Consider the following 23,875-nt stretch of genomic DNA (forward strand, 5'->3'; position numbering starts at 1 on the left):
GGTCAGGCGCTCCTGAGCCGCGGGTCGATGACGGGGTAGAGCAGCTCCACCACGGTGGAGATCACGACGAAGACGAAGGCCGAGAGCAGTACCACGCCGATCACCACCGGCATGTCCTTGGCGCTCACCGCCTGCAGGACGAGCGAGCCGATTCCGGGCCGGCCGAACACCGTCTCCACCAGCACCGCGCCCCCGATCAGGGACCCGGTGAGCCACCCCGTCAGGGTGAGCAGCGGCACCGCGCAGTGACGCAGCGCGTGCCGGAGCCGTACCGCCGTCCTCCCCACCCCGCGTGAGCGGGCGGTGACCACGAACGGCTGCTCCAGGGCGGCTTCGAGGCCCTCGCGCAGCACCTGCGCCAGCACCCCCGTGAGCGGGAGCGCCAGGGTGACGGCGGGCAGTACCAGCGAGGCGAAGCCCTCCGCCCCGGCCACCGGGAAGACGTGGAACCGGAAGGAGAACACCGTCAGCAGCACGATTCCGACCCAGTAGGACGGGGTCGACGCCGAGATCAGCTCCCAGACCGAGGCGACCGCCCGGAAGGCGGGCCGGCGCCCGGCCGTCGCCACCGCGGAGACCACCGCGAGGACGACGGCCAGGAGCAGGGCCGCGAGCGCCAGCTGCACGGTCGGCCAGAGCTGATCAGCCATCAGTGACCAGACCGGGCGCTGGAGTTGGTACGACTGCCCCAGGTCGCCCTGGAGGAGCCGTCCCAGGTAGTGCAGGTACTGGTCGGCGACGGGCCGGTCGAATCCGTACTCCCGGGCGATCTCCGCCCGCACCTCGGGGGAGCCGGCGTTGGAGGGACCGAGCAGGACGGAGACGGGGTCGCCGGGGATGAGCTGGAGGGTGAGGAAGGCCAGGGTCGCCGCCCCCAGCAGTACGGCCACCGCCGAGCCCAGCCGCCGGGCGACCCGGGCGGCCAGGACCGTCGCCGACGCCGTCACTTCTCCGCCAGCCAGGCGTCGTAGTACGTCAGCCAGTTGCTCGCGTTGAAGGTGAGCCCCTTGACCTTGTCGGACTGCCCGACGAGGGACACCTGCGTGTAGAGGGGAACGACGACCGCGAGATCGATGCCCCGCTGCTGCACCTTCGGGTAGACGTCGGCGCGGGTCTTCTCGTCCAGCGTGGAGCGACCCTGGTCCGTCCACGTGTCGAAGGACGAGTCGGTGAGGAAGGTGGCGTTGATGCCGCCCTTGGCGGGCGCGCTGCCGGAGTTGAAGAAGAGCCACAGCACGTCCGGGTCGAACCGGGGCCAGCTGAGGTCGATGATGTTCGCCTTGCCGCCGTAGACCTTGGTGTTGTACGTACCGATGTCCAGGTTCGGCCGCTTGACCTCGACGCCGATCTTCTTCAGGTCCGCCTGCACGGCCTGCCCGAGTACGTCGCGCCCCTCGCGGGTCGCCTGGATGGACAGCTGCGGCCACTCCACGGTCAGCCGCTTGCCCGCCTTGGTGCGGTACCCCTGCGCGTCCTTGCCGGTCCAGCCGGCCTCGTCCAGAAGCTGGGCCGACAGCTTCGGGTCGTAGGGCCAACTACCCACGAGGGACTTGTCGTAGTTCGGCGTGGTCGGGCTGATCGGGCTCCAGGCGCGGGGGTACTGGCCGAAGGTGACGGTCTTCACGTCCTGCTCGACGTCGATGCCGCGCTGGATCGCCTTGCGTACGCGGACGTCGTCCAGCGGCGCGAGCGAACCGTTGAGCCAGAGGTTGTAGTTGCCGCCCGGGTTGGCGCGGGAGATGAGCCGAAGGCCGGGGGTGGCCTTGAGCGCGGTGACGTTCTGCGGCGGAATCGCCTTGGCCACCTGCACCTGACCACTCGTCAGGGCACCCGCGCGCACGGAGGCGGTGGGCAGGAAGCGCACGACCACCTTGTCGAGGTAGGCGGCGCCGGTGTGGGTCGCCGTCTCCGGGGCCCAGGCGTAGTCCGGGTTGCGGGTGAGCGTCGCCGACTGGCCCTTGGTGTAGGCGCTGAAGACGAACGGCCCGCTGCCCACGTCGGCGGGACCGCCGGCGGCGAGCTTGCCCGCACCCGCCTTGAGCGCCTCGGGGGAGTAGAAGCCCAGATACGTGGTGCTGGCCGCCTGGAGGAAGGGGGCGAACGCCTTGGAGAAGTTGACCTTCACCGTCCGCGGATCGATGACGTCGGTGCCCGTGTAGGGGCCGAGCAGGTTCGCCGCGTACAGCGACTTGGTCTCCTTGGCCACGATGTGGTCGAAGTTGGCCTTCACGACCGACGCGTCGAACTTCGAGCCGTCGGTGAAGGTGACGCCGTCGCGCAGGTGGAAGGTGTAGCTCTTGAAGTCGTCCGCCACCTCCCACTTGGTGGCCAGCCACGGGTGGAACTTCCCCTCGGAGTCCTGCGAGACCAGCGAGTCGAACACCCCGCGCGCGATCTCCGCGGTGACGTCCTGGGTGCTTGCGTGGATGTCCCAGGAGACGGGCTCGGTGTCGACGGCGGTGGTGAGCGTCCCGCCCGCCACCGGCTTGCCCGAACCCGCCGCCTCGGCGGTGGTGTCACCACCGGACGAGCAGGCGGAGAGGAGAAGGAGACCGCTCACCCCCACCGCGAGGGTGCGGCCGAGTCTGGACAGGGTGGGACGCATGGCGGAACTCCAGGAGTGGACGCCCCCGTGGGGGCGGGAGGGGAGAGGGGAGGCGGCGGAGAAGGGTGGCGTCGGCTCAGTCACGCGGGGCTCCCGCGGCGAGAGCGGCGGCGCCCACGATCTGCAGGGAGGCGTCCTCGCCGGGCGCGTGCACCCCGACGGACTGGATGTCGCGGAAGTGCCGCTCCAGCGGATTTCCCTGGGCCAGCCCCGGGTTTCCGAGCAGGCGCACCGCGGTCTGGACCGCGGTGGTGACATGGCGTACGACCAAAACCTTCGACGCCAGGGCGTCGGCGCCCGGTACGTGCAGGCCCCGGTCGACCCGGTCCGTCGTCGCGAAGATCAGCTGCTCGGCGGTGGAGAGCAGCGTCTCGATCTCGCCGGCGGCCTGACGGAACCGGTCCGTGGTGGCCAGCGGACGGCCGAGCGCGGCAGGCACCCGCTCGTGACCCCACGTGGTCGTGAAACTCTGCGCGGCCCGCGCCACCCCCAGGTAGAGGGAGGACGAGAGCAGCATGGTGATGCTGCCCGGCAGAGTGCCGGGGGCCGGCGGCGTACCGGGGTGTTCCAGCTCGTGCACGTACTCCGCGGGGATCTCGACGTCCCTGAACTCCACCTCGTGGCTTCCCGTGGCGCGCATCCCCAACTGGAACCAGGTGGGCACGATGTCGATGCCGGGCGTACCGCCGGGGACGATGAAGTTGCCCACCCGGGGGGAGGGTTCGTCGGTCACCGCCCAGACCAGGAAATAGCTGAGGCCCTCCGCGCCGGTGACGAACCGCTTGCGTCCGCTGATCGACCAGCCGTTCGCCGTCCGCCGTGCGACGGTCGTCGGCAGGCCGTGGGTGGACGATCCCAAGTCGGGTTCCGCACGCGCGTGGTTGAGCAGCGTCGGACGCTCGGCGGACTCCGCGAGCACCCGGGCGTAGAGCTCCTCGGGCCACGGGCTCCGCGTCTGGAGCAGGTGGGGGACGATGGTCATGCCCGCGATGAGCGCCGTCGACGGATCGCCGCGGCCCGCCGCCAGGAGGATCTTCGCGACCTCGGTGAAGGTCGCCCCGGACCCGCCGTGGCGGGCATCCACTCCGGCGGTCAACAGCCCCGTCTCGTGCAGCAGTTGAATCGACTTGTGAGGAAAGGCCCCGGTGCGGTCGTACTCGGCGGCGTTGGCCGCGAGCGAGGTGGTCACCTCGTCCAGTCGGCCGAGATCGGCGGCCGGCGGCCGGCTTTCGGTGGTCTGGCTCATCGGCCCTCCAGTGCGGCGGGGAGGGAGAGTTCACGGGCCATGGGTGTGTCCTTGGTCTTGGGTCGGGGCAGTTGTCCGGCCACGTGGGGCGGCGCGGCGGGCAAAGGGTGTGACGGTGCTCCGGGCCGCGCGTCACTACCGGGCCGCGAGGGACCCGGGCGTACGGCGGCAGTGGGGGGGCTGAGAACGCGATTCGGAAAAGGTGCGCTACGGTGCGCGGCCGTGCGGAGGGAGTGGTGTTCACCGGAGTCCGGCGGGACCTACGCGTCGTCTCAGCGACAGCTGGTCGACCAGACCTTCCCGAAGTCCACGACTCGGCACTGCGTCAGACGGGACGTCAGGTGTTCGCCGAGTCCGCGGTGGCATGCGGCAGCGCCGGCCGGGTACCGGCTGGACTCCCTCACCATCTCAGGCCTGAACATGGCACTGAGCATGCAGGAACAGTGCACTCTGCGTCCAATGCCGAATACTGATCGGGATCGATCGCGTTCCGTCATCGATCGCCTTCGGCTCGTGCGGGCCGCGCGTGGGCCCGGGTTTTCCCGCTCGTACGGGCGGCCGTTCCGGCCGGCTCCGGGGTGCCGGGCGTGCGCGAACGGTACGGCACGGCCGCCGATCGGGGTAGATCCTCCCCGAGTCCCGGGCCGACCTCCGCGCCGCCCGGGGGCGGCGACCGTATTCGGGTCGGCGGCTGCGTCCCGGGTCCGGCCGCGCGACTCCGGGATCGCGGCGGAGCGGTTCCCGCAGGGGCGGAGGGAAGCCGCCCGGAACGGGACGCCGGGGGCCGCCGTGATCGGGTGGCGCACCGTGCGGAGAGCCTGCCCGCGAGGTGCCGCGGAGGCGTGCTCCGGGCGTCGCGGCCGCCATGTGTCCGATGCCGGGACGACGCCCCAACCTCCGTGCCGGGAAGGGGGGGGCCGGTACGGATTGGGCCGATCAGGGTCAGGGTGCGCGCATGTGGATCAAGTCCGCCATCCGTTCAGGTGCATACCCTTCCCGACGGCTTTCGGTGATGTTCGAAAAGGGTGATTATGCGGTGAAAGCACCACTCGTTACGACCCGCAAAGGGAGTACACATGCTTCGCCGTATCGCGATCACAGTGGCCACCGTCGCCGCTGCCGGGCTGATGGCCGCAGGTCCTGCCGCCGCCCACGGCAACGACAATGGCGGCGAGTCCGTCGAGGTCGCCGCGGGCTACCTGCAGGCCGAGGCTTCTCACGAGAAGGCCGACTACCTCAACCTCGGTGGCCCGTACGGAATCACGTACGCCTCGGAGGAGCGCGACGCCGCCGCGTTCGAGGCCGGCTTCTTCTGGGCTCAGTACCTGAACAACAACTGACCCGTTCGGCCCGGTGCGGGGCCCGCTCCCTTACGGGGGCGGGCCCCGTCCGCGTTGACGGGAGGGGGCGGGAGCTCCGCCGAGGCCACTGGATCAAGGCCGTCCCGCCAGGAATCGCGGACGGCCTCTAAGCTGGACGCCGGCCGGAAAGGGGTCTGGCGGCGGAGGGGGAAACCGTGGAGAGAGACCGTTTCCTGGGTCCGCTGCGCCGTATCGGCCTGACCCTGAGTCCCGGCCGTCCGCCCCGGTTTAACCCCCCTGCGGAACACGGAACGGCGGACGGCGGAGCCCGGAACCGCTCCCGTTCCCGTTCCCAGGACCGGGAACGGGAGCGTCTGGTCCGGGCGGAGTGGGAGGCCCTGCGGGCCCGGCTGGCTCCCGATGTGGCGGAACACGTGGCGCGGGTGGGGGAACTGCTCGCGGACCCGCGCCTGGAGTTCACGCCCGACCCCGGACGGAACGCGGTGCGGCGGGACTACCTGTCCGCCGCCGACGCCTACCAGGCGGCGGGCAAACTCCTGGACGAGGCGACGGACCTGCCCGACCTCGCTGCCGCGGTGGTCCTCGCCGACCGTGCGGTGGAGCTGTTCGCCGCCGCGCGGGCCCGGCACCTGGGGCAGCGCCCTCACGCGCAACGGCCGCGCTGCTACTACAACCCGCTGCACGGACCGTCCGTGGAACCACCCCGGGAACCACGGGTACGCAAGGGGCGGCGGGTCGTCGCGCGGGAGGCCGCCGCGTCCCGCCGCCCCGCCTGCGAGCCCTGCCGACGCGCCCTGCTGGCGGGGGAGCCCCCGACGTACTGCCCGCCCTGTGGACTGCCCGGGACGAGCGCGGCCGGCCCGTGACCATGCTGGTGCCCTACTACGCGCTGCCCCGGCAGGCGTCCATCTGGGCGGGAACGGCCTGCGGTTCGTACGACCCCGAGGCGTCCGGCAGGGTCCTGCGCGGGGAGCACCGGAACCGCCCCGCCGACTGACCTCCGGGCGAGCGCGGTCGGCCTCTGCCGCCCACGCCCCCCGGCCCACGCCCCGCCGGTGAGCACGCCTGGCCGGTGGGCGCGGGAAAGGGGCCGTTCTACTTCGTGGTGCGCTTGGTGTTCGCCGTCTTGCGCGCCGGGGCGCGCTTCGTCGCACCGGTGCTGCGCGCGGCCTGCTTCTCGGTGGCCGTGCCGCCGGTGCGCAGAGCGCCGGAGCCGGTCTCCAGATGGGCGCGGACGAACCACTGGAACTGCTCCAGCCCGCGCAGATGCTCGATGAGAAGGTCCTCGGTCACCGGGTCGATGGCACCCACCCGTTCCACCGCCTCGCGGTGGCTCTCGATGATGCCGGTGTACACGAGGTCCAGGGCACCGAGGTGGGCGATCGCGTCGGCCCTGCCGATGCTGTAGTCGTCCCAGGTGCGCTCGGCCACGATGGCGCCCGGCGTCCCCTGCGGCTCGCCGCCGAGGGCGGAGATGCGCTCGGCCGCCGAGTCGGCCATCTCCCGTACGGCGACGGTCTGCGGGTCGAGCATCTCGTGGACGGCGATGAAGTGCGGGCCCACCACGTTCCAGTGGATGTGCTTGAGGGTGAGGGCCAGGTCGTTGAGCGCGTGCAGACGCAGTGTGAGTGCGTTGATCACCTCGGCCCCCTCCTTGGTGGAGAGGCCGGGGACGGTGTACTGGGGGGACCGGGTCTTGGGGGGCAATGTCACTCCTGGATCGTGGGACGGTCTACGTCCTCACGCCTGCCCCCTTCCGCCCGCTTCTCACGCGCGTGACGCCGTGTTGCCACTGGACTGGGTCCCGAAGGAGGTACCGGTCGGCCCACCGCCCCCGCGCCGACCGGCGGTGGGGGCGGTGGCGGGGGCGGGACGAACATGTCGGAGCCGCCGGGCCGGCCGGCGCGCTCCCTCAACGACGGCGGGCGGACCAGCCAGAGCCGATCCCCGCGACGTGCAGGGCGAGAGCGAGCAGCCCGAGCAGCATGACGTTGCCGGACGAGAAGACGTCGTTCGTGGTGATGTCCGCGGCGTTGATCAGGAAGGAGATGAAGAACAGGACCGCTGCGACGATGGCGAGCATGGAAGGGTTCCTCTCGGGTGGGGGCCGCCCCGGAGGCTGTTCCGGGGGCGGGTCCGCGAAATCCCGCCGTAGCCGTACGGGACACGACGTCTAGTGCCCCCGAACACCGCCCTCAGACCGGCCACTTCACCTCCCGGGTCGCGAGGGGACGACCGGGCCGCTTCCGGCGGGACGGCGGAGGGCGAGGACCCGGCGCCCGCGTCCCGCACCCGGACCCCGCCCCGGCCGGCCGCGTACCGCCGGTCGGTGCGAGGGGGGAACCTTGTGCAGTACGTTCGCCTGGTGACCGATTTCTACTGGTTCGGTAGCCATGAGTGATTCCTCCCTGGTGCTGCTGGTGCTGGCGGCCGTGATCGTGCTGTTCTCGCTGAACCGCCTGCCCGTCGAAGCGGTCGCCCTCGGCTCCGCGCTGGCGCTCGTGGGCATCGGAGTGCTGACGCCCGCCCAGATCTTCAGTGGCTTCGGCGACCCGGTGGTGGGTTTCGTGGCGGCCCTGTTCGTGGTGAGCGCGGGTCTCGAAGTGACCGGGGTGACGGCCAGGGCGGGACAACTGCTCGCGGCCCGCACCGGGAGGAGCCGTTGGCGGCTGGTCGCGCTGACCCTGGTCTCCGTCGCCGCCCTGTCGGCGCTGATCACCATGAACGGGGCGGTCGCCGCGCTGCTCCCGGTCGTGGTCATGCTGGCGGTCCGTGTCGGCATGCCGCCGTCCAAACTCGTGATGCCGCTGGCGTTCGCCGCGCACGCCGGGTCGATGCTGGTGCTGACCGGGACCCCGATCAACGTGCTGGTCTCCGACGCCGCGAAGGAGGTGACCGGCAGGGGCTTCGGCTTCTTCTCCTTCCTCTGGGTGGGCGTCCCGCTGGTCGCCGGTACGGTCGCGGCAGCCGTCTTCCTGGGTGACCGGCTGCTGCCCTCCCGCAGTCCCGCGGCGCTCCCGCCGGATCTGAGCAATCACACCCTCACCCTGGTCGCGCACTACGGACTCGCCGACGACCTCGGCGGACTGGTGGTGTCCCCGCGGTCGTCGTGCGTGGGGGCGACCTTTCCCTCCCTCGATACCGGGGAGGGCGACCTCGTCGTGCTCGGCGCCCTGCGCGCGGACTCGGACGACCACGAACTGCGCCGCACCGACGCCCTCGCCGTCGGGGACCAGGTCGTGGTGCGCGGCACGCCCGACGAACTGAACGCCTTCGGGGAGACCCACGGTCTGATCCCGCAGCGGGCCCGGCTGGGCGAGCAGCGGGCCGGTGCGCTCGTCAACCGGGAGGTCGGGCTCGCGGAGGTGCTGATCTCGCCGCGCTCGGCGCTGGTCGGCGCCCGGGTCTTCCCCGGCCTGCTGACGGAGGCCCGGGACATCGTGGTACTCGCCGTGCACCGGGACGGACAGAACGCCGACCCCGGCACCGTCACGCTGCGTGCAGGCGACACCCTTCTGCTGCACGGGTCCTGGCCCGCGCTCAGCGGTACCGCGGCGGTCTACTCCGACGATCTGCTGCTGGTCGACTCCCCGGCGGCGGTCCGGCGCCAGAACACCCCCGTGGGACCCGCCGGACGGCGCGCTCTCGCCGTGATGACCGCGATGGTGATCCTGCTCGCCTCCGGGCTGGTCTCCCCGGCCGTCGCCGCCCTGATCGCGGCCGTGGCGATGATCCTCCTCAGGGTCGTCTCGGTGCACGAGGCGTACGGGGGAGTGTCCTGGCCCACCGTGGTGATGGTCGGAGCGATGTTCCCGCTCTCCACCGCGATCATGAAGTCGGGCGCCGCGGACTCCGTCGCCCGTCTCATCGTGGACACCGCCGGCAGCAGCCGGTACGCCTTGCTGGCCGGCCTCTTCCTCGTCACGGTCGTGCTCGGGCAGTTCGTCAGCAACACCGCCACCGCACTGATCGTCATCCCCATCGCGACCGTCGCCGCCCAGGAGGTCGGGGTTTCCGTGCTCCCCGTCCTCATGGTGGTCGCGGTGGCCGCCGCCGCCGCGATGCTCACTCCGGTGGCCACGGCCGCCAACCTCATGGTGTACGAGCCCGGGGGTTACCGGTTCGGCGACTACTGGCGCTTCGGCCTGCCGATCGTCCTCTGGTTCCTGGTGGTGGCGCTGACGGTCGTACCCCGGGTCTGGCCGCTGTGAGGCCGGCCCCGGGAAACGGGTGCCCGCCCGCTCCCGTCACCCTCGGGCGGAGTCCTGCCCGGCTTCCGCGGCCGACACCTGACGCAGGGTGCGCCCGGTCCGGGCGGAACGCGCGTGGTACGGGTCGGGGGTGCCCGGCCGGTCCCGTACCGCCTGCTCGTCCTTGGCCTTGATCAGCAGCCACGCCTCCTGGCCGCGCGCGTCCTCCTGGCCCGTCCGGAACCTGATCAGCGCGAACTCGCCCCGGAGCTTCTCGCCGACGAGCCGGAAGGTGGCGTGGCCGCGCTCCAGGGACTCCGCGAAGGGCACCCGGACCCCGTGCTCGTCGTGGCCGAGCGGTACGTAGGTGCCCTGGTCCCAGACGATGACGGTGCCGCTGCCGTACTCACCCGGCGGAATCACCCCTTCGAACTCGCGGTACTCCAGTGCGTGGTCCTCCGTGGGGACCGCCAGCCGCCGGTCGCTGGGGTTGTCCGAGGGGCCCTGCGGCACCGCCCAGGACCGCAGAACGCCGTCGACCTCCAGCCGGAAGTCGAAGTGCATGCGCCGTGCCGCGTGTATCTGCACGACGAAGCGCGGCAGTGGGGTCGCGGATTCGTCCTGCATGGCGGGCTCCCTCCGTCGTCGCCCCGTCCTGAAGATCGAGCCGGGCGGTCCGTTCCGCTTCACCTTCCACTGTGCCGCCCCGCCCGGACGGCCGCATGGCGGGCACGCCCCCCGCCCCGGAACGGGCCTGCGGGCGGCGCAATAACATGATCTCCATGGAACAGCGCACTCTCGGCAGGACCGGCCGTGACGTATCGGTCGTCGGACAGGGAACATGGCAGCTCGGAGGGGACTGGGGCGAGGTACGCGAGCAGGACGCGTTCGAGGTACTCGACGCGGCGGTCGGATCGGGTGTCACCTTCTTCGACACCGCCGACGTCTACGGCGACGGCCGCAGCGAACAGCTCATCGGCCGCTACCTGAAGGACCGGCCGGACGCCGGTGTCCTCGTCGCCACCAAGATGGGCCGCCGCGAGGCCCAGGTCCCGGAGAACTACGTCCTGGACCACTTCCGTGCGTGGAACGACCGCTCGCGGGCGAACCTCGGCGTCGACACGCTGGACCTGGTCCAGCTCCACTGCCCGCCCACCAGCGTCTACTCGACCGACGCCGTCTTCGACGCGCTCGACACCCTCGTCGCCGAGCAGCGCGTCGCCGCCTACGGGGTCAGCGTCGAGACCTGCGAGGAGGCGCTCACCGCGATCGCCCGCCCCGGCGTCGCGAGCGTCCAGATCATCCTCAACCCGTTCCGGCTGAAGCCGCTGGAGAAGGTCCTCCCGGCCGCCCTCGCCGCCGGAGTGGGCATCATCGCCCGGGTCCCGCTCGCATCCGGCCTGCTCTCCGGCCGCTACACGGCCGAGACCGTCTTCGCCCCGGAGGACCACCGGACCTACAACCGCCACGGCGAGGCGTTCGACCAGGGCGAGACCTTCTCCGGAATCGACTACGCGACCGGCATCGAGGCCGCCGCCGAGTTCTCCGGATTCGCACCCGAGGGGGCCACGCCCGCCCAGACCGCGCTGCGCTGGATCATCCAGCAGCCCGGCGTCACCAGCGTCATCCCCGGAGCGCGGTCCGTGGACCAGGCCCGTGCCAACGCCGACGCGGCCGCGCTCTCCCCGCTGCCGCAGCCGACCCTGGACGCGGTGCGCGACCTGTACGACCGCCGCATCCGTGCGGGTGTGCACGGCCGCTGGTAACCACGCGCTCCGGCGACGGGGCCGGGACGACCACTCAGTCGTCGTCCCCGCCGTCGTCCCCGTCCTCGCCGCCCGAGTCCTGCTGCCCGGTGCCCTGGGCGTCGGACGTGGCGGGGGCGGGGGAGCCCTCCCCCTGCGGCGTGACGACACCCTGCGACGCACCGGTGCCCGGGGTCACCGCCGAACCGGAGTCGGGGGCGAAGATCACCGTCCCCAGGTAGACGGCCACCACGAACGCGATGGAGCCCGCCACCGCGCTCGCCACCCGTGGGCGCCGCCGGATGGCCTCGCTCGCGGCGAGCCGGCGACCGCCGGATCTCGCGGCACCCCGGCCCGCCGCGCGGCTGCCGGAGCGGCTGCCCGCCCGCGGCGCCGCGCGGTTCACCGGCGGCGCGGCCCGGCGCCGCCCCCCGGACTGCCCGGTCCGGTGCCCCGGGCCGGGCGCGTCCCCAGAGACCGCCGTGGGCGCGGTGGAGCGCGAGCCGGACCCGGCCGCTGCCGCCGGACCGCCGTTCCCGCGCCAGGCCGCGGTACGGAACCAGTCGGCCGCTTCCTGCGCGGTCGGGCGCTCCTCGGGCTTCTTGGCGAGCAGCCCCAGCAGATACGTGTCGAAGGCCGGCGAGATGTCGACCCCCTGGTCCCGCAGGGGCACCGGAGGCGTGTCGACATGCTGATAAAGCGTGGCGGCGGCGGTGTCCGAGCGGAACGGCGGGCGGCCCAGCAGCAGGTGGTAGATGACGCAGCCCAGCGAGTACATGTCGGAGTCCGCGCCCGCCGTCCGGCCGAGCGCGCGCTCCGGTGCCAGATACAGGCTCGTCCCCACGATCTGGCCGGCCGTCGTCAGCGCCGTCGAGGGATCGTCGACGAACTGGGCTATCCCGAAGTCGCCGATCTTCACGGAGCCTTCGGCGTCCAGCATGAGGTTGCCCGGCTTGATGTCCCGGTGCACCACACCCTGGCGGTGCGCGGCGGCGAGCCCGGCCGCGGCGTCGCCCGCGATCCGCGCCACCTGCTCGGGGTGGACACTCTCCTGCGCGGTCAGCAGATCGCCGAGGCTGCGCCCCTCGACCAGCTCCATGACGAGATAGAGGCGGTCCTCCCACGTGCCGAAGTCGAAGACCGCGACCAGGTGCGGGTGGCTCAGCCGGGCGGCCGTCTGCGCCTCCAGCCGGAACCGTGCGGTGGAAGAGGAGTCGGCCCGGTCCCCCAGCAGCAGCTTGACGGCGACGGCACGGCCGAGGACCTCGTCCGTCGCCCGCCACACCTCGCCCATGCCACCACGCCCGATGGGGGACACCAACCGGTACCGATCAGCTACCAGCACCTGTACACCTATCTCGAATTGTGGCCCGTTGCGTCAGCCGGGGCGACGCACGGGTCGTGCTCACGAGGAGCGGGACGGGGCGGGGCTCGCGGCGATGATCAGGATATCTGTCCGGTGGACCCGATGTTACGGCCGGTCAGTTCCGTTCCTCCTCCGCTCTTCCCGGCCTCGACCGGAACCGGGGAGAGCGACCCCTGACGGCGCGTTCAGGGGCAAGTGCCCGGCGCGCGGCGCGGTTCGGCGGCAGGGATCTTCCGGAGACCCGGCGGTCCGGCGCTCAGCCCCGTACGGGGGCCGTCCGCCCCAGCGCCTCCACCAGCGGCAGGACCCGGTGCGGCACCCGCTCGCGCAGTGCCACCTCGGTGCGGGTCCGCACCACGCCGGGCAGCTGGATGAGCCGCTGGATCACGTCCTCCAGATGACCGTTGTCCCGCGCCACGACCCGGGTCAGCAGATCCCCGCCGCCGGTGGTCGAGAACGCCTCGATGATCTCCGGAACCTCCGCAAGCGCGTCCCCGACCTCGTCCAGACGCCCCTGCGTGACCTCCAGGTGGACGAAGGCGAGCACCGGATGCCCCAGGGCGGCGGGGGAGAGGACCGGGCCGGTGCCCGTGATCACGCCGTCCCGCTCCAGCCGGTCCATCCGGGCCTGGAGCGTCCCCCGGGCCACCCCCAGGATGCGGGCGTGCTCCCGGGCGCTGGTACGAGGCTGCTCGATGAGGAGCCGCAGGATACGGGTGTCGAGAGCGTCCACCGCCATGGTGCGCCTGCCTCTTCTGGGGGTACGTGGGGCGGTCCGAGCCTATCCCGGCTCCCCGGGGGCCCGACGACCCGGAAAAGCCGCTCAGCGGTGGACGTACCCATGGACCGGACGAGGGCGGCGGCGTCGACGACAGAGCGGTGGCGGACGCCGGAGACCGCCCCGCGGCCGGGCCGGCTCGGGGCGGGCGTCAGCCGGCCGCCGGAGTCGCGGTGTACTCCTCGTCGGTGACGGGAGTCAGCCAGTGCACGACGGCGTGCTCGGCGTCGCCCTCGTTGATGGCGACATGGACCATCAGGCGGTTGGGGGCGGCGCCGTGCCAGTGCTCCTCGCCCGCCTCGAACAGTACGCGGTCGCCCGGACGGATGATCTCGACGGGTCCGCCGCGGCGCTGGCACAGGCCGACGCCCTCGGTGACGAAGACGGTCTGGCCCAGCGGGTGGCTGTGCCAGTGGGTGCGGGCGCCGGGCATGAAGTGCACCAGGTTCGCGGTGACCCGGGACGGCGCGGGCGCCGCCGCGACGGCGTCGATCCAGACGTCGCCGGTGAACCACTCGGCGGGACCCTTGGCGGTGGTGATCGAACTCCGGGTGATCTGCATGGTCGTTCCTTCCGTGGCTGCTCGTGCGAGCGGGTTCTGTCGGGGCGGGGGCCGTCAGGGCTTGAGGAGTGCCTTGATCGCGCGGCGTTCGTCCATCGCCCGGTAGCCCTCGGCGACCTGGTCGAGGGGGAGGGTGAGGTCGAAGACCTTCCCGGGGTCGATACGGCCGGTGAGGACCCGGTCGATGAGGTCGGGGAGGTAGCGGCGTACGGGGGCGGGGCCGCCGCGCAGTCCGACGTGCGAGAAGAAGAGTTCCTGCCCGTCGACGGCGACGTCGTGGGGGACACCGACGAAGCCGACGTTGCCGCCGGGGCGGGCCGAGTGCAGGGCCTGGCGCATGGCCTGGGAGGTGCCGACGCACTCGAGGACGCTGTCGGCGCCGATGCCGCCGGTGAGATCCTTGATCCGCGCGACGCCCTCGGCGCCGCGCTCGGTGACGAGGTCGGTGGCGCCGAACTCCAGGGCGAGCTTCTGCCGGCTCTCGTGGCGGCTCATGGCGATGATGCGCCCGGCGCCCATCTCCTTGGCCGCGATCACCGCGGAGAGGCCGACAGCGCCGTCGCCGACGACGACGGCGGTCGAGCCGGGGGCGACCGCGGCAGCCTCCGCGGCCCACCAGCCGGTGCCCATGACGTCGGACACGGCCAGCAGACCGGGCCAGTACTTCTCGTCCGGGACCTCCTCGGTGGCCACCAGGGTCCCCTGGGCGTTGGGGATGCGGACGTAGTCGGCCTGGCAGGTGCTCATGAACTCGCGGTGCAGGCAATTCGACTGGAACCCGTTGCGGCAGTGGGCACAGGTGTTGTCCGAGGTCGCGAAGGACCCCACCACGAACTGCCCCGGCTTCACCGAGGTGACCCGGTTGCCGACCTCCTCCACGAACCCGATGTACTCGTGCCCCATCGGGTGCGGGTCTTCGACCGGCTCCAGCCCTCGCCACGCCCACAGATCGGAACCGCACACGCAGGTGGCCGCCGTGCGGATGATCGCGTCGGTGGGGTGGAGGATCTTCGGGTCGGCCAAGGTCTCGAAACGGACGTCACCGGGAGCGTGAATCACTGCGCCGCGCATGGGGTTCCTTACGTGCCGGGGACGGGCATGTGGTGCCCGTACCGAATTGCCGGGGCGCGCTCTCGGCGGCGCGCCCGTCGTCGCACCCCCCGAGCCGTGCCGCGCCGACGCGCGGGCGGCGGGAGGTGCCACGTCTTCCAGGTAACCCGCATCCCGCGCGGCGAGCGAGTCACCAGTGGGAGGTGTACCGCCAGTACACCTCTGGGCCCGCGACAGGTCCCTTGTGGAGAGCGCGGTCCGGCCGCCACGGGCCCGGGTGCGCGGTCGCCTCCACCCTGCCCGGCTGCCGCCTCGACGCGTGTGCGCGAGAAGGTCGTCGGCATGGCCGCCGCGGGCATGGTCACGCCAAGGTGCTCGGTTCGTGCGAGGGCTGTAACAGACTCGGATCCGGGCTGTGCCGGCCGGATCGGCCGCCTCCACAATGGGCGGGCAGCTTGCGGGCGGCCGGCCCTGGGGCTGGTCACGGGGGGAGTGGGGCAGCATGGACTCGAATACGGTCGGAGCCGGTTCGCCACGTCGGGGTCGGGGCGGTGCCCTCGCGGGGGCTGCCGTCGTCGTGGCCCTGCTGACGGTCACCGGCTGCCAGTCCTCCGACGGTGACGGCGGGGCGGCACCGGGCTCCGGGTCGGCCGGGCGGTCGGCGGGGGCGAGCGCGTCGAAGAGCGGCGAGCCCTCGGGCGACTCCGGCACGGGTACGAGTGCGGCCCCGACCGCCGAACCCGCCGGGGACAGCGGCGAGACCGGTGGCGGCAACGGCACCGACTACCAGGACTGCGAGGCCGACGGCCTCACCACCGCGGTCGAGCTCCAGGACTCGCCCGGGGAGACCCCCCGTCACTTCCTGCTGACCGTCACCAACGGCGCCGAGGCGCCGTGCGTCCTCAACGAGGGACCGCTGCTACGGCTCGGTTCCGGCAGCGACGCTCCGGGCGTCGAGCCGCTCGTGGGACCGGACAGCCAGCCGCTCATCGTCGAGGGGGGCGGTAAGGCGTACGCCGGCCTGTACGTCTTCGGCAACGACGAGGGCGGCGAAGCGGAGTACGAACAGTCCCAGCGGTTCACCGCCACGCTGGTCGCCGGCGAGGGCACCGAACTCAACGGCGTTCTCCTCTTCGACCTGCCCGACGGCCTGCGTTCCGTCTCCTACGACGAAGCGGCCCGGGTGAACGGCTGGGCCGGCACCGAAGGCCTGGCGATGCGCGCGATCAATCAGCTCTGACGGCATCGGCCGGAGACGGGCGGGTCGTCCGCTCCGGACGGACGCCCCGGGCCGACGGGATGGACCCGACGGTGAACCGTTGGCTCTGTCGCGGCTCAGCGGTACGGAGAGAATCTGAACCATTGGCCCACTGATTTCTCTGTCGATTGAACCGTCGGCCGGGTGAATGGTGAGATGTGTGCAGCGATGGCGCTGCGGAGCCCCGGAACGGGGGGTCCGCAGCGCCTTTCTCATGCGCCCGGACATGTTCAAGCGCGCCCGGGCGGACGGACAGAAGGAAGGGTGGGGCGACGTGCTGAGGAGGGCGTTCGTGGCGCCGGATCCCGGGCGGATCAGGCTGCGGTTCGCGGCCCGGGCCGTGCTCGGCATCGGGTCGGCCGTCGCGTTGTGCGGGGTCACCGGACATTCACTGGTCGCCACCGTCGCGGGCGGGCTGTCCGCGTTGCTCGCCCTGTTCACGGTCGGAGATCCGACCGTGCGCGGACAGGCCGTGACGACCGCGCTGCTGCCCGTCGTCGGGCTGCCGGTGCTGGTGCTCGCCGCCGTCCTGCACGACGTGCCGGTCGCCCGGGACCTGGTGTTCCTCGCCGCCGTGGGCGGCGGGGTGTACGCGCGACGGTGGGGGCCGCGCGGTCACTCGCTCGGCGTGTTCGCCTTCATGACCTGCTTCATGGCGCAGTTCCTGCAGGCCGTGCCGAGCCGGATCCCGGAACTGTACGGAGCCGTACTGCTCTCGGTGGCCACCGCGGCGGCCGTCCGGTTCGGGGTCTGGTGCTACGAGCGGCGGCTGCCGGTTCCCCCACCGGTGCCCGCGCCGGCCGGCGGGAGCGGGCTCGCGCGGATCACCACACGACAGGCCGTGCAGGCCGCCGCCGGCGCCGCGTTCGCGCTCGCGGCCGGACAGGTGCTGTCGGACCAGCGATGGTACTGGGCGGTGGGCGCCACCTGGTGGGTGTTCGTCGCCACCACCTCGCGCGGGGAGACGGTGGTGCGGAGCTTCAGGAGGGTCCTGGGGACGGTGCTCGGCATCGGGATCGGCTTCGCCGTGGCCGTACCGCTGCACGACAGCCCCGTCCCGGCAGCGGTGGTCGTCGCGCTGAGCGTCTTCGGCGTCTTCTACACCGCGGCCGTCTCCTACACGTGGATGATGCTCGCGGTGACCGTCATGGCGAGCATGCTGTACGGATTGCTCGGCGTGCTCGACCCTGCGCTCCTCGTCCTGCGGGTGGGCGAGACGGCGGTCGGCGCACTGGGCGCCGTCCTCGCGGTCCTGCTCGTCCTGCCGGTGACCACGCACTCCGTGACCGACGCCTGGGTGGCCCGCGCGCTGCGCTGCGTGCACGCCTGTACCGCCGAGGCCGCGGCCCGGCTCGCAGGCGGCGCGGACGCCGACCCGGCACCCCTGGTGGCCGAACTGGAAGCCATCCTCGGCCGGGTACGGCTCTCGCTGGCACCACTCGTCCATCCGCTGAGCCCGATGAGGGCACGCAAGAGGCGGGCGCGCCAGGTCCTCGCCCTGCTCGACGGCTGTGCCCGCGAGGTCCGCGGACTCGCCTCCGTCGCCGCCGACCCCGAGGCCTCCCACGACGCACGGCTCGCCGCCGCCTGCTGGCGTGTGGAGACCGCCGTCGAGGCGCTCACCGATCCGCCGGTGCCGGACCGCCGCCGCGAGCACGCCCCCGTGGCACCGGCGGCGGCACACGCCGAACCGGCGTTCGCCCACCTCCACGCGCTGGAGCAGGCCCTTCTCGATCTGGCCGAGCCGCTGCGGCGGGCCGACCCGGTGCCGGCGAGCGCCTGAGCGGCACGCGTACGGGCCGAGCGGCGACCTCGGTCAGCGGTGTGCCGGCGAGCCCCGGCGGCCCTCCCGTGCCGGCGGTCCGCCGGCCCGTGCCCGGCCCTGCCGGGCGATCGGCGCCTGCTACCGTCGGCCGGGCGGACCGCACGGCCCGCACCCACACCAGGTACGGGCACAAAGGGGTAGCGCGATGAGCGGCAACAGCGCCGGGCGGGCGTTCATAGGGTCTTTCACCACCAATGGCGGGAAGGGCATCACCGTCGCGGAGGTGGACCGGGAGACCGGCGCGCTCACGGTGGTCGGCTCGACCGACACCGTCCCCGATCCGTCGTTCCTCGTGGCGTCGGCCGACGGCACGATCCTCTACGCCGTCAGCGAGGCGTCCGAAGGCGCGGCCGCCGCACTCGACATCGCAGGCGAGGTACCCCGGCTCGTCGGTGGCTGCCTGCGCTCGGTGAACGGCGACGGACCGACCCACCTCACCCTCGCGGCGAACCACCTGGTCACCGCGAACTACGGCTCCGGCAGCGTCACCGTGCTGCCGCTGCGGGAAGACGGGTCACCGCGCGCCGCCGTCTTCGTCGAACAGCACGAGGGCAGCGGCCCCGACGCCGAACGGCAGACCGAGCCGCACGCCCACCAGGTGCTGCCCGACCCGTCGGGCGACTGGCTGCTGAGCGTGGACCTCGGCACCGACTCGGTGTACGTCGGCGCCGTCGACCGGGTCACCGGCGAGCTGCGTCCGCACGGGGAGACCGCGCTGCGCCCCGGCACCGGCCCCCGCCACCTGGCCTTCCACCCGGCGGGACGCCACGCGTACGTACTGAACGAGCTGGAGCCGACCCTCACCCTCTGCCGCTGGGACGCGGCCACGGGCGTGCTGGAGCCGCTCCACGAGGTGCCGGTACTGCCCGAGGAGGCGGCCGGTGCCCCGGACCGCACGTACCCGTCCGAGGTCGTCGTCTCCCTCGACGGCAGGTTCGTCTGGACCGCCAACCGGGGGCACGACAGCATCTCCGTACTCACCCTGGACGAGACGGGTGAGAAGGCGCAGCTGGTCGCGTCCGTCCCCTGCGGCGGCAACTGGCCGCGCGATCTGACGCTCGATCCCACCGGTCAGTGGCTGTACGCGGCCAATGAGCGCTCCGGAGACGTCAGCTGGTTCGCCGTCGACCAGGAGACGGGTGTACCGCGCCACGCGGGCTCGATCGACGCACCGGCCGCCTCCTGCGTCCTCCTGGTCTGACGGGGGACGCCCGTGCGGTGTGTCCCCGCCCGGGAGCGGGGACACACCGCACGGTGCTGCCGGGGGCGCGTGATCAGTGCGCCGGGACGCCCTGGGGCGTCGCGGGCGAGATGCCCAGCGCCGAGGCGTACAGGGACAGCACGAGCTTGCCGATCGCCGGGTAGGCGCCGAGCGGCTCCGCCGTCGCGCAGCCCGCCTCCTTCGCCGCCGCGTCCAGCAGGCCCGTGTCGACCTCGGGACCCACCAGGTAGGGCGCCAGCGCGAGCTGGAGGGAGCCCGCGTTCTTCAGCTGGTCCGCGATCGAGGACACCGAGCCTTCCACGTCCAGCGCGGCCGCCATCACGGGCACGGCCAGCCGGGCGGCCAGCAGCATGCCGGTGATGCCGGCGGCCTTGACGGCCTCGTCGCCGCCCACCGTGGCCAGCACGATGCCGTCGGCGGCGGTGGCGACGGTGAACAGCCTGGCCCGGTCGGCACGCGCCAGACCGGCCTCCGAGAGGCGCACGTGCAGCGCCTCGGCCAGCAGCGGGTGCGGGCCCAGCACCTCGGTCAGCTCGACCTGCGTGCCGCTCTCCATGACCGCCTGCCGTATCCGGCGGATCAGGGCGCTGTCGGGTCCCGCCAGCAGAGGGACCACCACGGAGGACGGGCCCTCGGGCACCGGAACCTCACGTCCCGCGGCCGTGGCCTGCTCGTACGCCGCGACGCGCTCGGCGGCGCACTGCGTGAGGACGGAGGCGAGCGCCGGGAATTCGGCGTCGTCGCCTTCGAGGTAACCGATGACCGCGTTGAGGCCGGGCAGCTCGGAACGGGCGATGCTGATGACTTCCTCGGCCACGCTGCGGGCGGCCGGGGAAGGGGTACCGGGAACGGCGAGGACGAGCACGGCAGCGCCCTCGGGCGCGACCACGGGCTCCGGGCGGCGGTGCCGTCCGGACTGGCGAGGTCGCGGCATTCGTACAGGCAGGCCGGAAGCGGGCCCAGTGGGGGTGCTCATGGCGCCGCATGCTACTGGTTTTGGTTGCCCCCTCGTTCAGGGAGGGTACAGCTGGGCGTTATCTGTCCGTTTATGTCCGATCAGTGACGTACCGGTCAACTGCCCCGCTCTGTCTGGCCTCCGGGTGTGTCCCTCAGCCGCCGTCGGAGCCGCCGCCGACGACGTGCAGCAGGGTCGGATGGCGGGGCAGCCGAAGGTCCGACCTGGCCAGCGCCCGTGCGAGCAGGAGTGAACCCGCGAGCGGGTCCCCCGCGGCCGGAACCAGGGCCGCGTGCGTCAACTGCCGTCCCAACTCCTCGCGCAGGGGCGCGAGGAGCGGCTCACCCATACGGAACAGGCCACCCGTAAGAGCTACTTCGACGGGCTCCCCGCCGGGGCCCGTGGCGCGTTCCCCCGTTCCGGGAAACCCGGTCCCCGGGCACACGGCCGCGGCCGCCTCGGCGATGTGCGCGGCGGCCCGGCGCAGGACCGACCTGGCGACGGGGTCCTCCTGCGCGCACGCGGCGACCTCGGGCGCGAACGACGCGAGCAGCGCGGGGCGGTCGGCGCGGGGATAGAGCAGACCCGGGAGTCCGGTCGCCGGACCGAACACGGCCCGCAGCCGCTCCAGCAGCGCGGGAGAGCCACCGCGCCGGCCGTCGTGCGCGCGCAGAGCGGCGTCCAGGCCCTCCCGGCCGATCCACGCACCGCCCCCGCTGTCCCCCAGGAGATGACCCCAGCCGTCCGCGCGGCGCCACTCGCCGAGATCGGTGCCGAGCGCGATCATCCCGGTGCCGCCCGCGACGACGGCGCCCGGACGCTGCCCGAGCGCGCCCGCGTACGCGGTCACCCCGTCCGCCGCGAGGACCAGTGCGCGGACGCCGAGCGAGGTGGCCAGTGCCTTCGGCAGCCGAGCGCGCAGATGGTCGCCCAGGGTCGCCATGCCCGCGGCGCCCACCGCGACCGCCGCGATGCGGGCGGGCGCCCGCGCCCCGAGGGCATCACGCGTCAACCGCTTCACCGCCGGCAGGAGTTGGGCCAGGAAGTGGTCGGCGTCGATGCCGTCGGGGCCGGTACGCACCGGCTCCGCGCACACGGTCGTCGCGACGGGCGCCGAGGTGCCGGCGGTGCCGAGTGCGACGCGGAGCCCGGACCCGCCGGAGTCCACCCCGATCACGTACGCGCCGGCGCCCGGTGTCACGGCAGCTGCCAGTCCACCGGCTGCGCCCCCTGGCGCTCCAGGAACTCGTTGACCCTGCTGAACGGGCGCGAGCCGAAGAAGCCGCGGTCCGCCGACATGGGGGAGGGGTGCGCCGACTCGATGGCGGGGTAGTCGCCCAGCTGCGGGCGCAGTCTGCGGGCATCGGCGCCCCAGAGCACCGAGACCAGCGGGGTGCCGCGCGCGACGAGCGCCCGGATCGCCTGCTCGGTGACCTCTTCCCAGCCCTTGCCGCGGTGGGCGGCCGGACGGCGCGGGGCCGTGGTCAGGGCCCTGTTGAGCAGCAGTACCCCCTGGCGCGTCCAAGGCGTCAGGTCGCCGTTGGACGGCCGGGGTGTTCCGAGGTCGCTGTGCATCTCGCGGAAGATGTTGTCGAGGCTTCCCGGTACCGGCCGCACGTCCGGCGCCACCGCGAAACTCAACCCGATCGCGTGACCCGGCGTCGGATACGGGTCCTGACCGACGATCAGGACCCTTACGTCGGCGAAGGGTTGCTGGAACGCCCGCAGGACGTTCGCGCCGGACGGGAGGTAGGTGCGCCCCGCGGCCATCTCCGCACGGAGGAAGTCGCCCATGGCCGCGATGCGTCCGGCCACCGGTTCGAGGGCCTCGGCCCAGCCGGGTTCGATGATTTCTTTCAACGGTCGTGCTGCCACGGGCGCACTCTACTGGGCGTACCGCCGAAACGATCAACTGCCTGGTCGCCGCGTTCTCTCCCGGCGGTGAACCGGGACCTCGCGCCCAGCGCCCGCCGGGCGGTCACGAAGCCAGTGTCGTGGCCCGGACGCAGAGCACGTCCGGCAGGTGCGCGGCGAGTTGCGTCCAGCTGTCGCCGTCGTCGGCACTGGCGAACACCTCGCCGTTGCGGTTGCCGAAGTAGATCCCCGCCGGATCGGCGCCGTCCGTGCAGAGCGCGTCGCGCAGCACCGTGCCGTAGTGGTCGCCCTCCGGCAGTCCCCGGGACAGCGGCTCCCAGCTCGAACCGGCGTCGGTGGTGCGGAACACGCGGCAGCGGTGCTGTGCGGGCACCCGGTCGATGTCGGCGTTGATCGGGAAGATGTAGGCGGTCCCGCCCCGGCGGGGATGGGCCACCGCGGCGAACCCGAAGTCGGAGGGCAGATCCGCCCCGATGTCCGTCCACCGGTCGCCTCCGTCGTCGCTGCGGAACACGCCCCAGTGGTTCTGCAGATAGAGGCGGTCGGGATCGGCGGCATCGCGGGTGACCTTGTGCACGCACTGGCCGAACTCCGGTTCCGGGTCGGGCAGATAGACCGCCGACACCCCCTTGTTCGCGGGCTCCCAGCTCTCGCCGCCGTCGCTGGTCCGGAAGACGCCCGCCGTCGAGACGGCGACGGTGACGGCCCGGGGGTCCCGCTGGTCGGTGAGGATGGTGTGCAGCCCCTCGCCCCCACCGCCGGGCACCCAGCGCGAACGCGTCGGATGCTCCCAGAGCGCCCGTACCAGTTCGAAGGACTCGCCCCGGTCCTCGGAGCGGAACAGGGCGGCCGGTTCGGTGCCCGCGTAGACCACGTCCGGCGCCTCGGGGCCGGCCGGCTGCAACTGCCAGACGCGCTCCAGGGACGCCCCGGTGAACTCCGGGAACTTCACCGCGGGCCGGGTGGGCTCCACCCAGGTCGCGCCGAGGTCGTCCGAGTGGAAGACGGACGGCCCCCAGTGCGAGCTGTCACCGCCCACCAGCAGCCTCGGCGCGGGGCCCCGGGTGTCGATGGCGATCGAGTAGACGGCCTGCGCGTTGAAGTGGGGGGCACCGAACTCCCAGGTCCCACCGAGCCTGCGCCCGATGAAGAGCCCCTTGCGCGTGCCCACCGTGAGCAGAACATCGGTCATGGCCGAGCCTCCCGAAATGCCTTAGTTGCCGGATGTGCGTCATTTTGCACCTATGTGCGGGAACCGTCCCGCAGCGCGGGGGTGTGCGGGTCGGAGCGTGTCCCGGCGGGCGGGCGGGTGACCGGGGCCGGTGGAACGCGGAGCCGGTGGGGCGCCACCGCGCCGGCGGGGGGCGGGGATGTGCTGGAATGCCGGGGCGGGCCGGTACGCAGATCGCGCGGCCCCGGAGCGGGAGCGGAGCGCCAGGATGAGCAGCGGGTTCGAGGATGCCGAGGGGCGTACGGCGGCCTGGGAGGTGGAGCCCGGCACCCCGGGGGACCCGCTCCGGGTCGGGCTGAGGATCGTGGTCCAGGGCCGGCGCCTGGACCTCGGCTGCACCCCGGCCGCGGCCCGGGAACTGGCGGCGGCCCTCCTCGCCGCGGCCGAGCTGGCGGAGCGGGCCAGTCCGGCCGGACCCGTCACCGTGCGGGCGGACGAGTTGCTGCGGGGTGACGTGCGGGACGGCCCGCGGATGATGACCGTCGGGAGCGTCAGGGTGGAGGGGGTGAGCGTCCATGTCGTCTGGACGTCCGGCGTCGGCCGGAGCTGGACGCAGGTCTACGACGCCGAAACGCCGATCGCCCTGCGGCGGCGACTGAGGGGGGAGGAGGGCTGAGGGTGGAGGAGGGTTCGGGTGCTCGCGTG

Annotated in this window: 23 protein-coding genes; 9 read left to right on the top strand and 14 right to left on the bottom strand. The window is 72.9% G+C overall.

All coding sequences use genetic code 11. From position 1 onward, the window contains the following. Window positions 1-2: 2 nt before the first annotated feature. The 3 genes from OHT52_RS29380 to OHT52_RS29390 form a co-directional block, all read right to left on the bottom strand. On the bottom strand, window positions 3-947 hold the full coding sequence (locus OHT52_RS29380) for an ABC transporter permease (protein ID WP_328723204.1): 945 nt from the start codon (window positions 945-947) through the stop codon (window positions 3-5). Then, window positions 944-2,605 carry an ABC transporter substrate-binding protein gene (locus OHT52_RS29385; protein ID WP_328723205.1) on the bottom strand — a complete coding sequence of 554 codons (1,662 nt, stop codon included), beginning with the start codon at window positions 2,603-2,605 and terminating at the stop codon, window positions 944-946. The genes OHT52_RS29380 and OHT52_RS29385 overlap by 4 nt, the downstream gene beginning before the upstream one ends. A gap of 76 nt (window positions 2,606-2,681) precedes the next feature. After that, window positions 2,682-3,851 (bottom strand): acyl-CoA dehydrogenase family protein, encoded by a 1,170-nt coding sequence (locus OHT52_RS29390; protein ID WP_328723206.1) that lies wholly within the window; start codon window positions 3,849-3,851, stop codon window positions 2,682-2,684. A gap of 1,076 nt (window positions 3,852-4,927) precedes the next feature. Here OHT52_RS29390 and OHT52_RS29395 point away from each other — a divergent pair. From OHT52_RS29395 to OHT52_RS29405, 3 genes are all read left to right on the top strand, one after another. Then, on the top strand, window positions 4,928-5,191 hold the full coding sequence (locus OHT52_RS29395; RefSeq protein ID WP_328723207.1) for a hypothetical protein: 264 nt from the start codon (window positions 4,928-4,930) through the stop codon (window positions 5,189-5,191). 176 nt (window positions 5,192-5,367) lie between these two features. Then, window positions 5,368-6,039, top strand: a complete 672-nt coding sequence (locus OHT52_RS29400; protein WP_328723208.1) for a hypothetical protein — start codon at window positions 5,368-5,370, stop codon at window positions 6,037-6,039. Further along, window positions 6,036-6,170 (top strand): hypothetical protein, encoded by a 135-nt coding sequence (locus tag OHT52_RS29405; RefSeq protein ID WP_328723209.1) that lies wholly within the window; start codon window positions 6,036-6,038, stop codon window positions 6,168-6,170. The genes OHT52_RS29400 and OHT52_RS29405 overlap by 4 nt, the downstream gene beginning before the upstream one ends. Before the next feature lie 98 nt (window positions 6,171-6,268). On the opposite strand, the gene OHT52_RS29410 is transcribed toward OHT52_RS29405, so the two are convergent. Both OHT52_RS29410 and OHT52_RS29415 read right to left on the bottom strand, forming a co-directional pair. Continuing rightward, window positions 6,269-6,880 (bottom strand): Dps family protein, encoded by a 612-nt coding sequence (locus tag OHT52_RS29410; RefSeq protein ID WP_328723959.1) that lies wholly within the window; start codon window positions 6,878-6,880, stop codon window positions 6,269-6,271. A gap of 205 nt (window positions 6,881-7,085) precedes the next feature. Next, window positions 7,086-7,256: a hypothetical protein gene (locus tag OHT52_RS29415; RefSeq protein ID WP_328723210.1), complete on the bottom strand. Its 171-nt coding sequence runs from the start codon at window positions 7,254-7,256 to the stop codon at window positions 7,086-7,088. A gap of 310 nt (window positions 7,257-7,566) precedes the next feature. Between OHT52_RS29415 and OHT52_RS29420 the strand changes: the two genes are divergently transcribed. Next, the gene (locus tag OHT52_RS29420; RefSeq protein WP_328723211.1) at window positions 7,567-9,384 is read left to right on the top strand and encodes an SLC13 family permease; all 1,818 of its coding nucleotides are present in this window, start codon (window positions 7,567-7,569) and stop codon (window positions 9,382-9,384) included. Window positions 9,385-9,420: 36 nt separating this feature from the next. On the opposite strand, the gene OHT52_RS29425 is transcribed toward OHT52_RS29420, so the two are convergent. Next, window positions 9,421-10,026, bottom strand: coding sequence for a DNA polymerase ligase N-terminal domain-containing protein (locus OHT52_RS29425; RefSeq protein ID WP_443046820.1), 606 nt, complete (start codon window positions 10,024-10,026; stop codon window positions 9,421-9,423). Window positions 10,027-10,136: 110 nt separating this feature from the next. On the opposite strand from OHT52_RS29425, the gene OHT52_RS29430 reads away from it, so the two are divergent. Beyond that, window positions 10,137-11,129 carry an aldo/keto reductase gene (locus OHT52_RS29430; protein ID WP_328723213.1) on the top strand — a complete coding sequence of 331 codons (993 nt, stop codon included), beginning with the start codon at window positions 10,137-10,139 and terminating at the stop codon, window positions 11,127-11,129. A gap of 34 nt (window positions 11,130-11,163) precedes the next feature. Here the strand turns inward: OHT52_RS29430 and OHT52_RS29435 are convergent, their stop codons facing one another. The 4 genes from OHT52_RS29435 to OHT52_RS29450 form a co-directional block, all read right to left on the bottom strand. Beyond that, window positions 11,164-12,402: a serine/threonine-protein kinase gene (locus tag OHT52_RS29435; RefSeq protein ID WP_328723961.1), complete on the bottom strand. Its 1,239-nt coding sequence runs from the start codon at window positions 12,400-12,402 to the stop codon at window positions 11,164-11,166. A 328-nt stretch (window positions 12,403-12,730) separates the two neighbouring features. After that, complete coding sequence (locus OHT52_RS29440) at window positions 12,731-13,213, bottom strand: Lrp/AsnC family transcriptional regulator (protein ID WP_328723214.1); 483 nt, start codon at window positions 13,211-13,213, stop codon at window positions 12,731-12,733. Between the two features lie 190 nt (window positions 13,214-13,403). Then, the gene (locus OHT52_RS29445) at window positions 13,404-13,814 is read right to left on the bottom strand and encodes a (R)-mandelonitrile lyase (protein ID WP_328723215.1); all 411 of its coding nucleotides are present in this window, start codon (window positions 13,812-13,814) and stop codon (window positions 13,404-13,406) included. 54 nt (window positions 13,815-13,868) lie between these two features. Next, window positions 13,869-14,885 carry a zinc-dependent alcohol dehydrogenase family protein gene (locus tag OHT52_RS29450; protein ID WP_328723216.1) on the bottom strand — a complete coding sequence of 339 codons (1,017 nt, stop codon included), beginning with the start codon at window positions 14,883-14,885 and terminating at the stop codon, window positions 13,869-13,871. Window positions 14,886-15,366: 481 nt separating this feature from the next. On the opposite strand from OHT52_RS29450, the gene OHT52_RS29455 reads away from it, so the two are divergent. The 3 genes from OHT52_RS29455 (at window position 15,367) to OHT52_RS29465 (ending at window position 19,148) form a co-directional block, all read left to right on the top strand. Beyond that, window positions 15,367-16,104, top strand: coding sequence for a DUF4232 domain-containing protein (locus OHT52_RS29455; protein WP_328723217.1), 738 nt, complete (start codon window positions 15,367-15,369; stop codon window positions 16,102-16,104). 292 nt (window positions 16,105-16,396) lie between these two features. Continuing rightward, window positions 16,397-17,905 (top strand): FUSC family protein, encoded by a 1,509-nt coding sequence (locus OHT52_RS29460; RefSeq protein WP_328723963.1) that lies wholly within the window; start codon window positions 16,397-16,399, stop codon window positions 17,903-17,905. Window positions 17,906-18,092: 187 nt separating this feature from the next. After that, complete coding sequence (locus tag OHT52_RS29465) at window positions 18,093-19,148, top strand: lactonase family protein (RefSeq protein WP_328723218.1); 1,056 nt, start codon at window positions 18,093-18,095, stop codon at window positions 19,146-19,148. A gap of 73 nt (window positions 19,149-19,221) precedes the next feature. On the opposite strand, the gene OHT52_RS29470 is transcribed toward OHT52_RS29465, so the two are convergent. From OHT52_RS29470 to OHT52_RS29485, 4 genes are all read right to left on the bottom strand, one after another. Beyond that, window positions 19,222-20,145 carry a sirohydrochlorin chelatase gene (locus OHT52_RS29470; protein ID WP_328723219.1) on the bottom strand — a complete coding sequence of 308 codons (924 nt, stop codon included), beginning with the start codon at window positions 20,143-20,145 and terminating at the stop codon, window positions 19,222-19,224. Between the two features lie 133 nt (window positions 20,146-20,278). Then, window positions 20,279-21,337, bottom strand: coding sequence for an N-acetylglucosamine kinase (locus OHT52_RS29475; RefSeq protein ID WP_443046821.1), 1,059 nt, complete (start codon window positions 21,335-21,337; stop codon window positions 20,279-20,281). Continuing rightward, window positions 21,322-21,999: a uracil-DNA glycosylase gene (locus OHT52_RS29480; RefSeq protein WP_328723221.1), complete on the bottom strand. Its 678-nt coding sequence runs from the start codon at window positions 21,997-21,999 to the stop codon at window positions 21,322-21,324. Before OHT52_RS29480 ends, OHT52_RS29475 begins: the two co-directional genes overlap by 16 nt. Window positions 22,000-22,102: 103 nt before the next feature. After that, entirely contained in the window at window positions 22,103-23,191 is a 1,089-nt protein-coding gene (locus OHT52_RS29485; protein WP_328723222.1) for a WD40/YVTN/BNR-like repeat-containing protein, read from the bottom strand. Window positions 23,192-23,438: 247 nt separating this feature from the next. Between OHT52_RS29485 and OHT52_RS29490 the strand changes: the two genes are divergently transcribed. After that, on the top strand, window positions 23,439-23,846 hold the full coding sequence (locus OHT52_RS29490; protein ID WP_328723223.1) for a hypothetical protein: 408 nt from the start codon (window positions 23,439-23,441) through the stop codon (window positions 23,844-23,846). Window positions 23,847-23,875 lie beyond the last annotated feature (29 nt).

The organism is Streptomyces sp. NBC_00247 (assembly GCF_036188265.1).
In the GTDB taxonomy this organism is placed as follows: domain Bacteria; phylum Actinomycetota; class Actinomycetes; order Streptomycetales; family Streptomycetaceae; genus Streptomyces.

What these genes read in the sequence shown, in the direction of transcription:
- OHT52_RS29385 (WP_328723205.1), bottom strand. Translation starts at nt 2,605, where the DNA reads ATGCGTCCCACCCTGTCCAGACTCGGCCGCACCCTCGCGGTGGGGGTG.
- OHT52_RS29390 (WP_328723206.1), bottom strand. Translation starts at nt 3,851, where the DNA reads ATGAGCCAGACCACCGAAAGCCGGCCGCCGGCCGCCGATCTCGGCCGA.
- OHT52_RS29395 (WP_328723207.1), top strand. Translation starts at nt 4,928, where the DNA reads ATGCTTCGCCGTATCGCGATCACAGTGGCCACCGTCGCCGCTGCCGGG.
- OHT52_RS29415 (WP_328723210.1), bottom strand. Translation starts at nt 7,256, where the DNA reads ATGCTCGCCATCGTCGCAGCGGTCCTGTTCTTCATCTCCTTCCTGATC.
- OHT52_RS29420 (WP_328723211.1), top strand. Translation starts at nt 7,567, where the DNA reads ATGAGTGATTCCTCCCTGGTGCTGCTGGTGCTGGCGGCCGTGATCGTG.
- OHT52_RS29430 (WP_328723213.1), top strand. Translation starts at nt 10,137, where the DNA reads ATGATCTCCATGGAACAGCGCACTCTCGGCAGGACCGGCCGTGACGTA.
- OHT52_RS29435 (WP_328723961.1), bottom strand. Translation starts at nt 12,402, where the DNA reads ATGGGCGAGGTGTGGCGGGCGACGGACGAGGTCCTCGGCCGTGCCGTC.
- OHT52_RS29440 (WP_328723214.1), bottom strand. Translation starts at nt 13,213, where the DNA reads ATGGCGGTGGACGCTCTCGACACCCGTATCCTGCGGCTCCTCATCGAG.
- OHT52_RS29445 (WP_328723215.1), bottom strand. Translation starts at nt 13,814, where the DNA reads ATGCAGATCACCCGGAGTTCGATCACCACCGCCAAGGGTCCCGCCGAG.
- OHT52_RS29450 (WP_328723216.1), bottom strand. Translation starts at nt 14,885, where the DNA reads ATGCGCGGCGCAGTGATTCACGCTCCCGGTGACGTCCGTTTCGAGACC.
- OHT52_RS29455 (WP_328723217.1), top strand. Translation starts at nt 15,367, where the DNA reads ATGGACTCGAATACGGTCGGAGCCGGTTCGCCACGTCGGGGTCGGGGC.
- OHT52_RS29465 (WP_328723218.1), top strand. Translation starts at nt 18,093, where the DNA reads ATGAGCGGCAACAGCGCCGGGCGGGCGTTCATAGGGTCTTTCACCACC.
- OHT52_RS29470 (WP_328723219.1), bottom strand. Translation starts at nt 20,145, where the DNA reads ATGAGCACCCCCACTGGGCCCGCTTCCGGCCTGCCTGTACGAATGCCG.
- OHT52_RS29485 (WP_328723222.1), bottom strand. Translation starts at nt 23,191, where the DNA reads ATGACCGATGTTCTGCTCACGGTGGGCACGCGCAAGGGGCTCTTCATC.
- OHT52_RS29490 (WP_328723223.1), top strand. Translation starts at nt 23,439, where the DNA reads ATGAGCAGCGGGTTCGAGGATGCCGAGGGGCGTACGGCGGCCTGGGAG.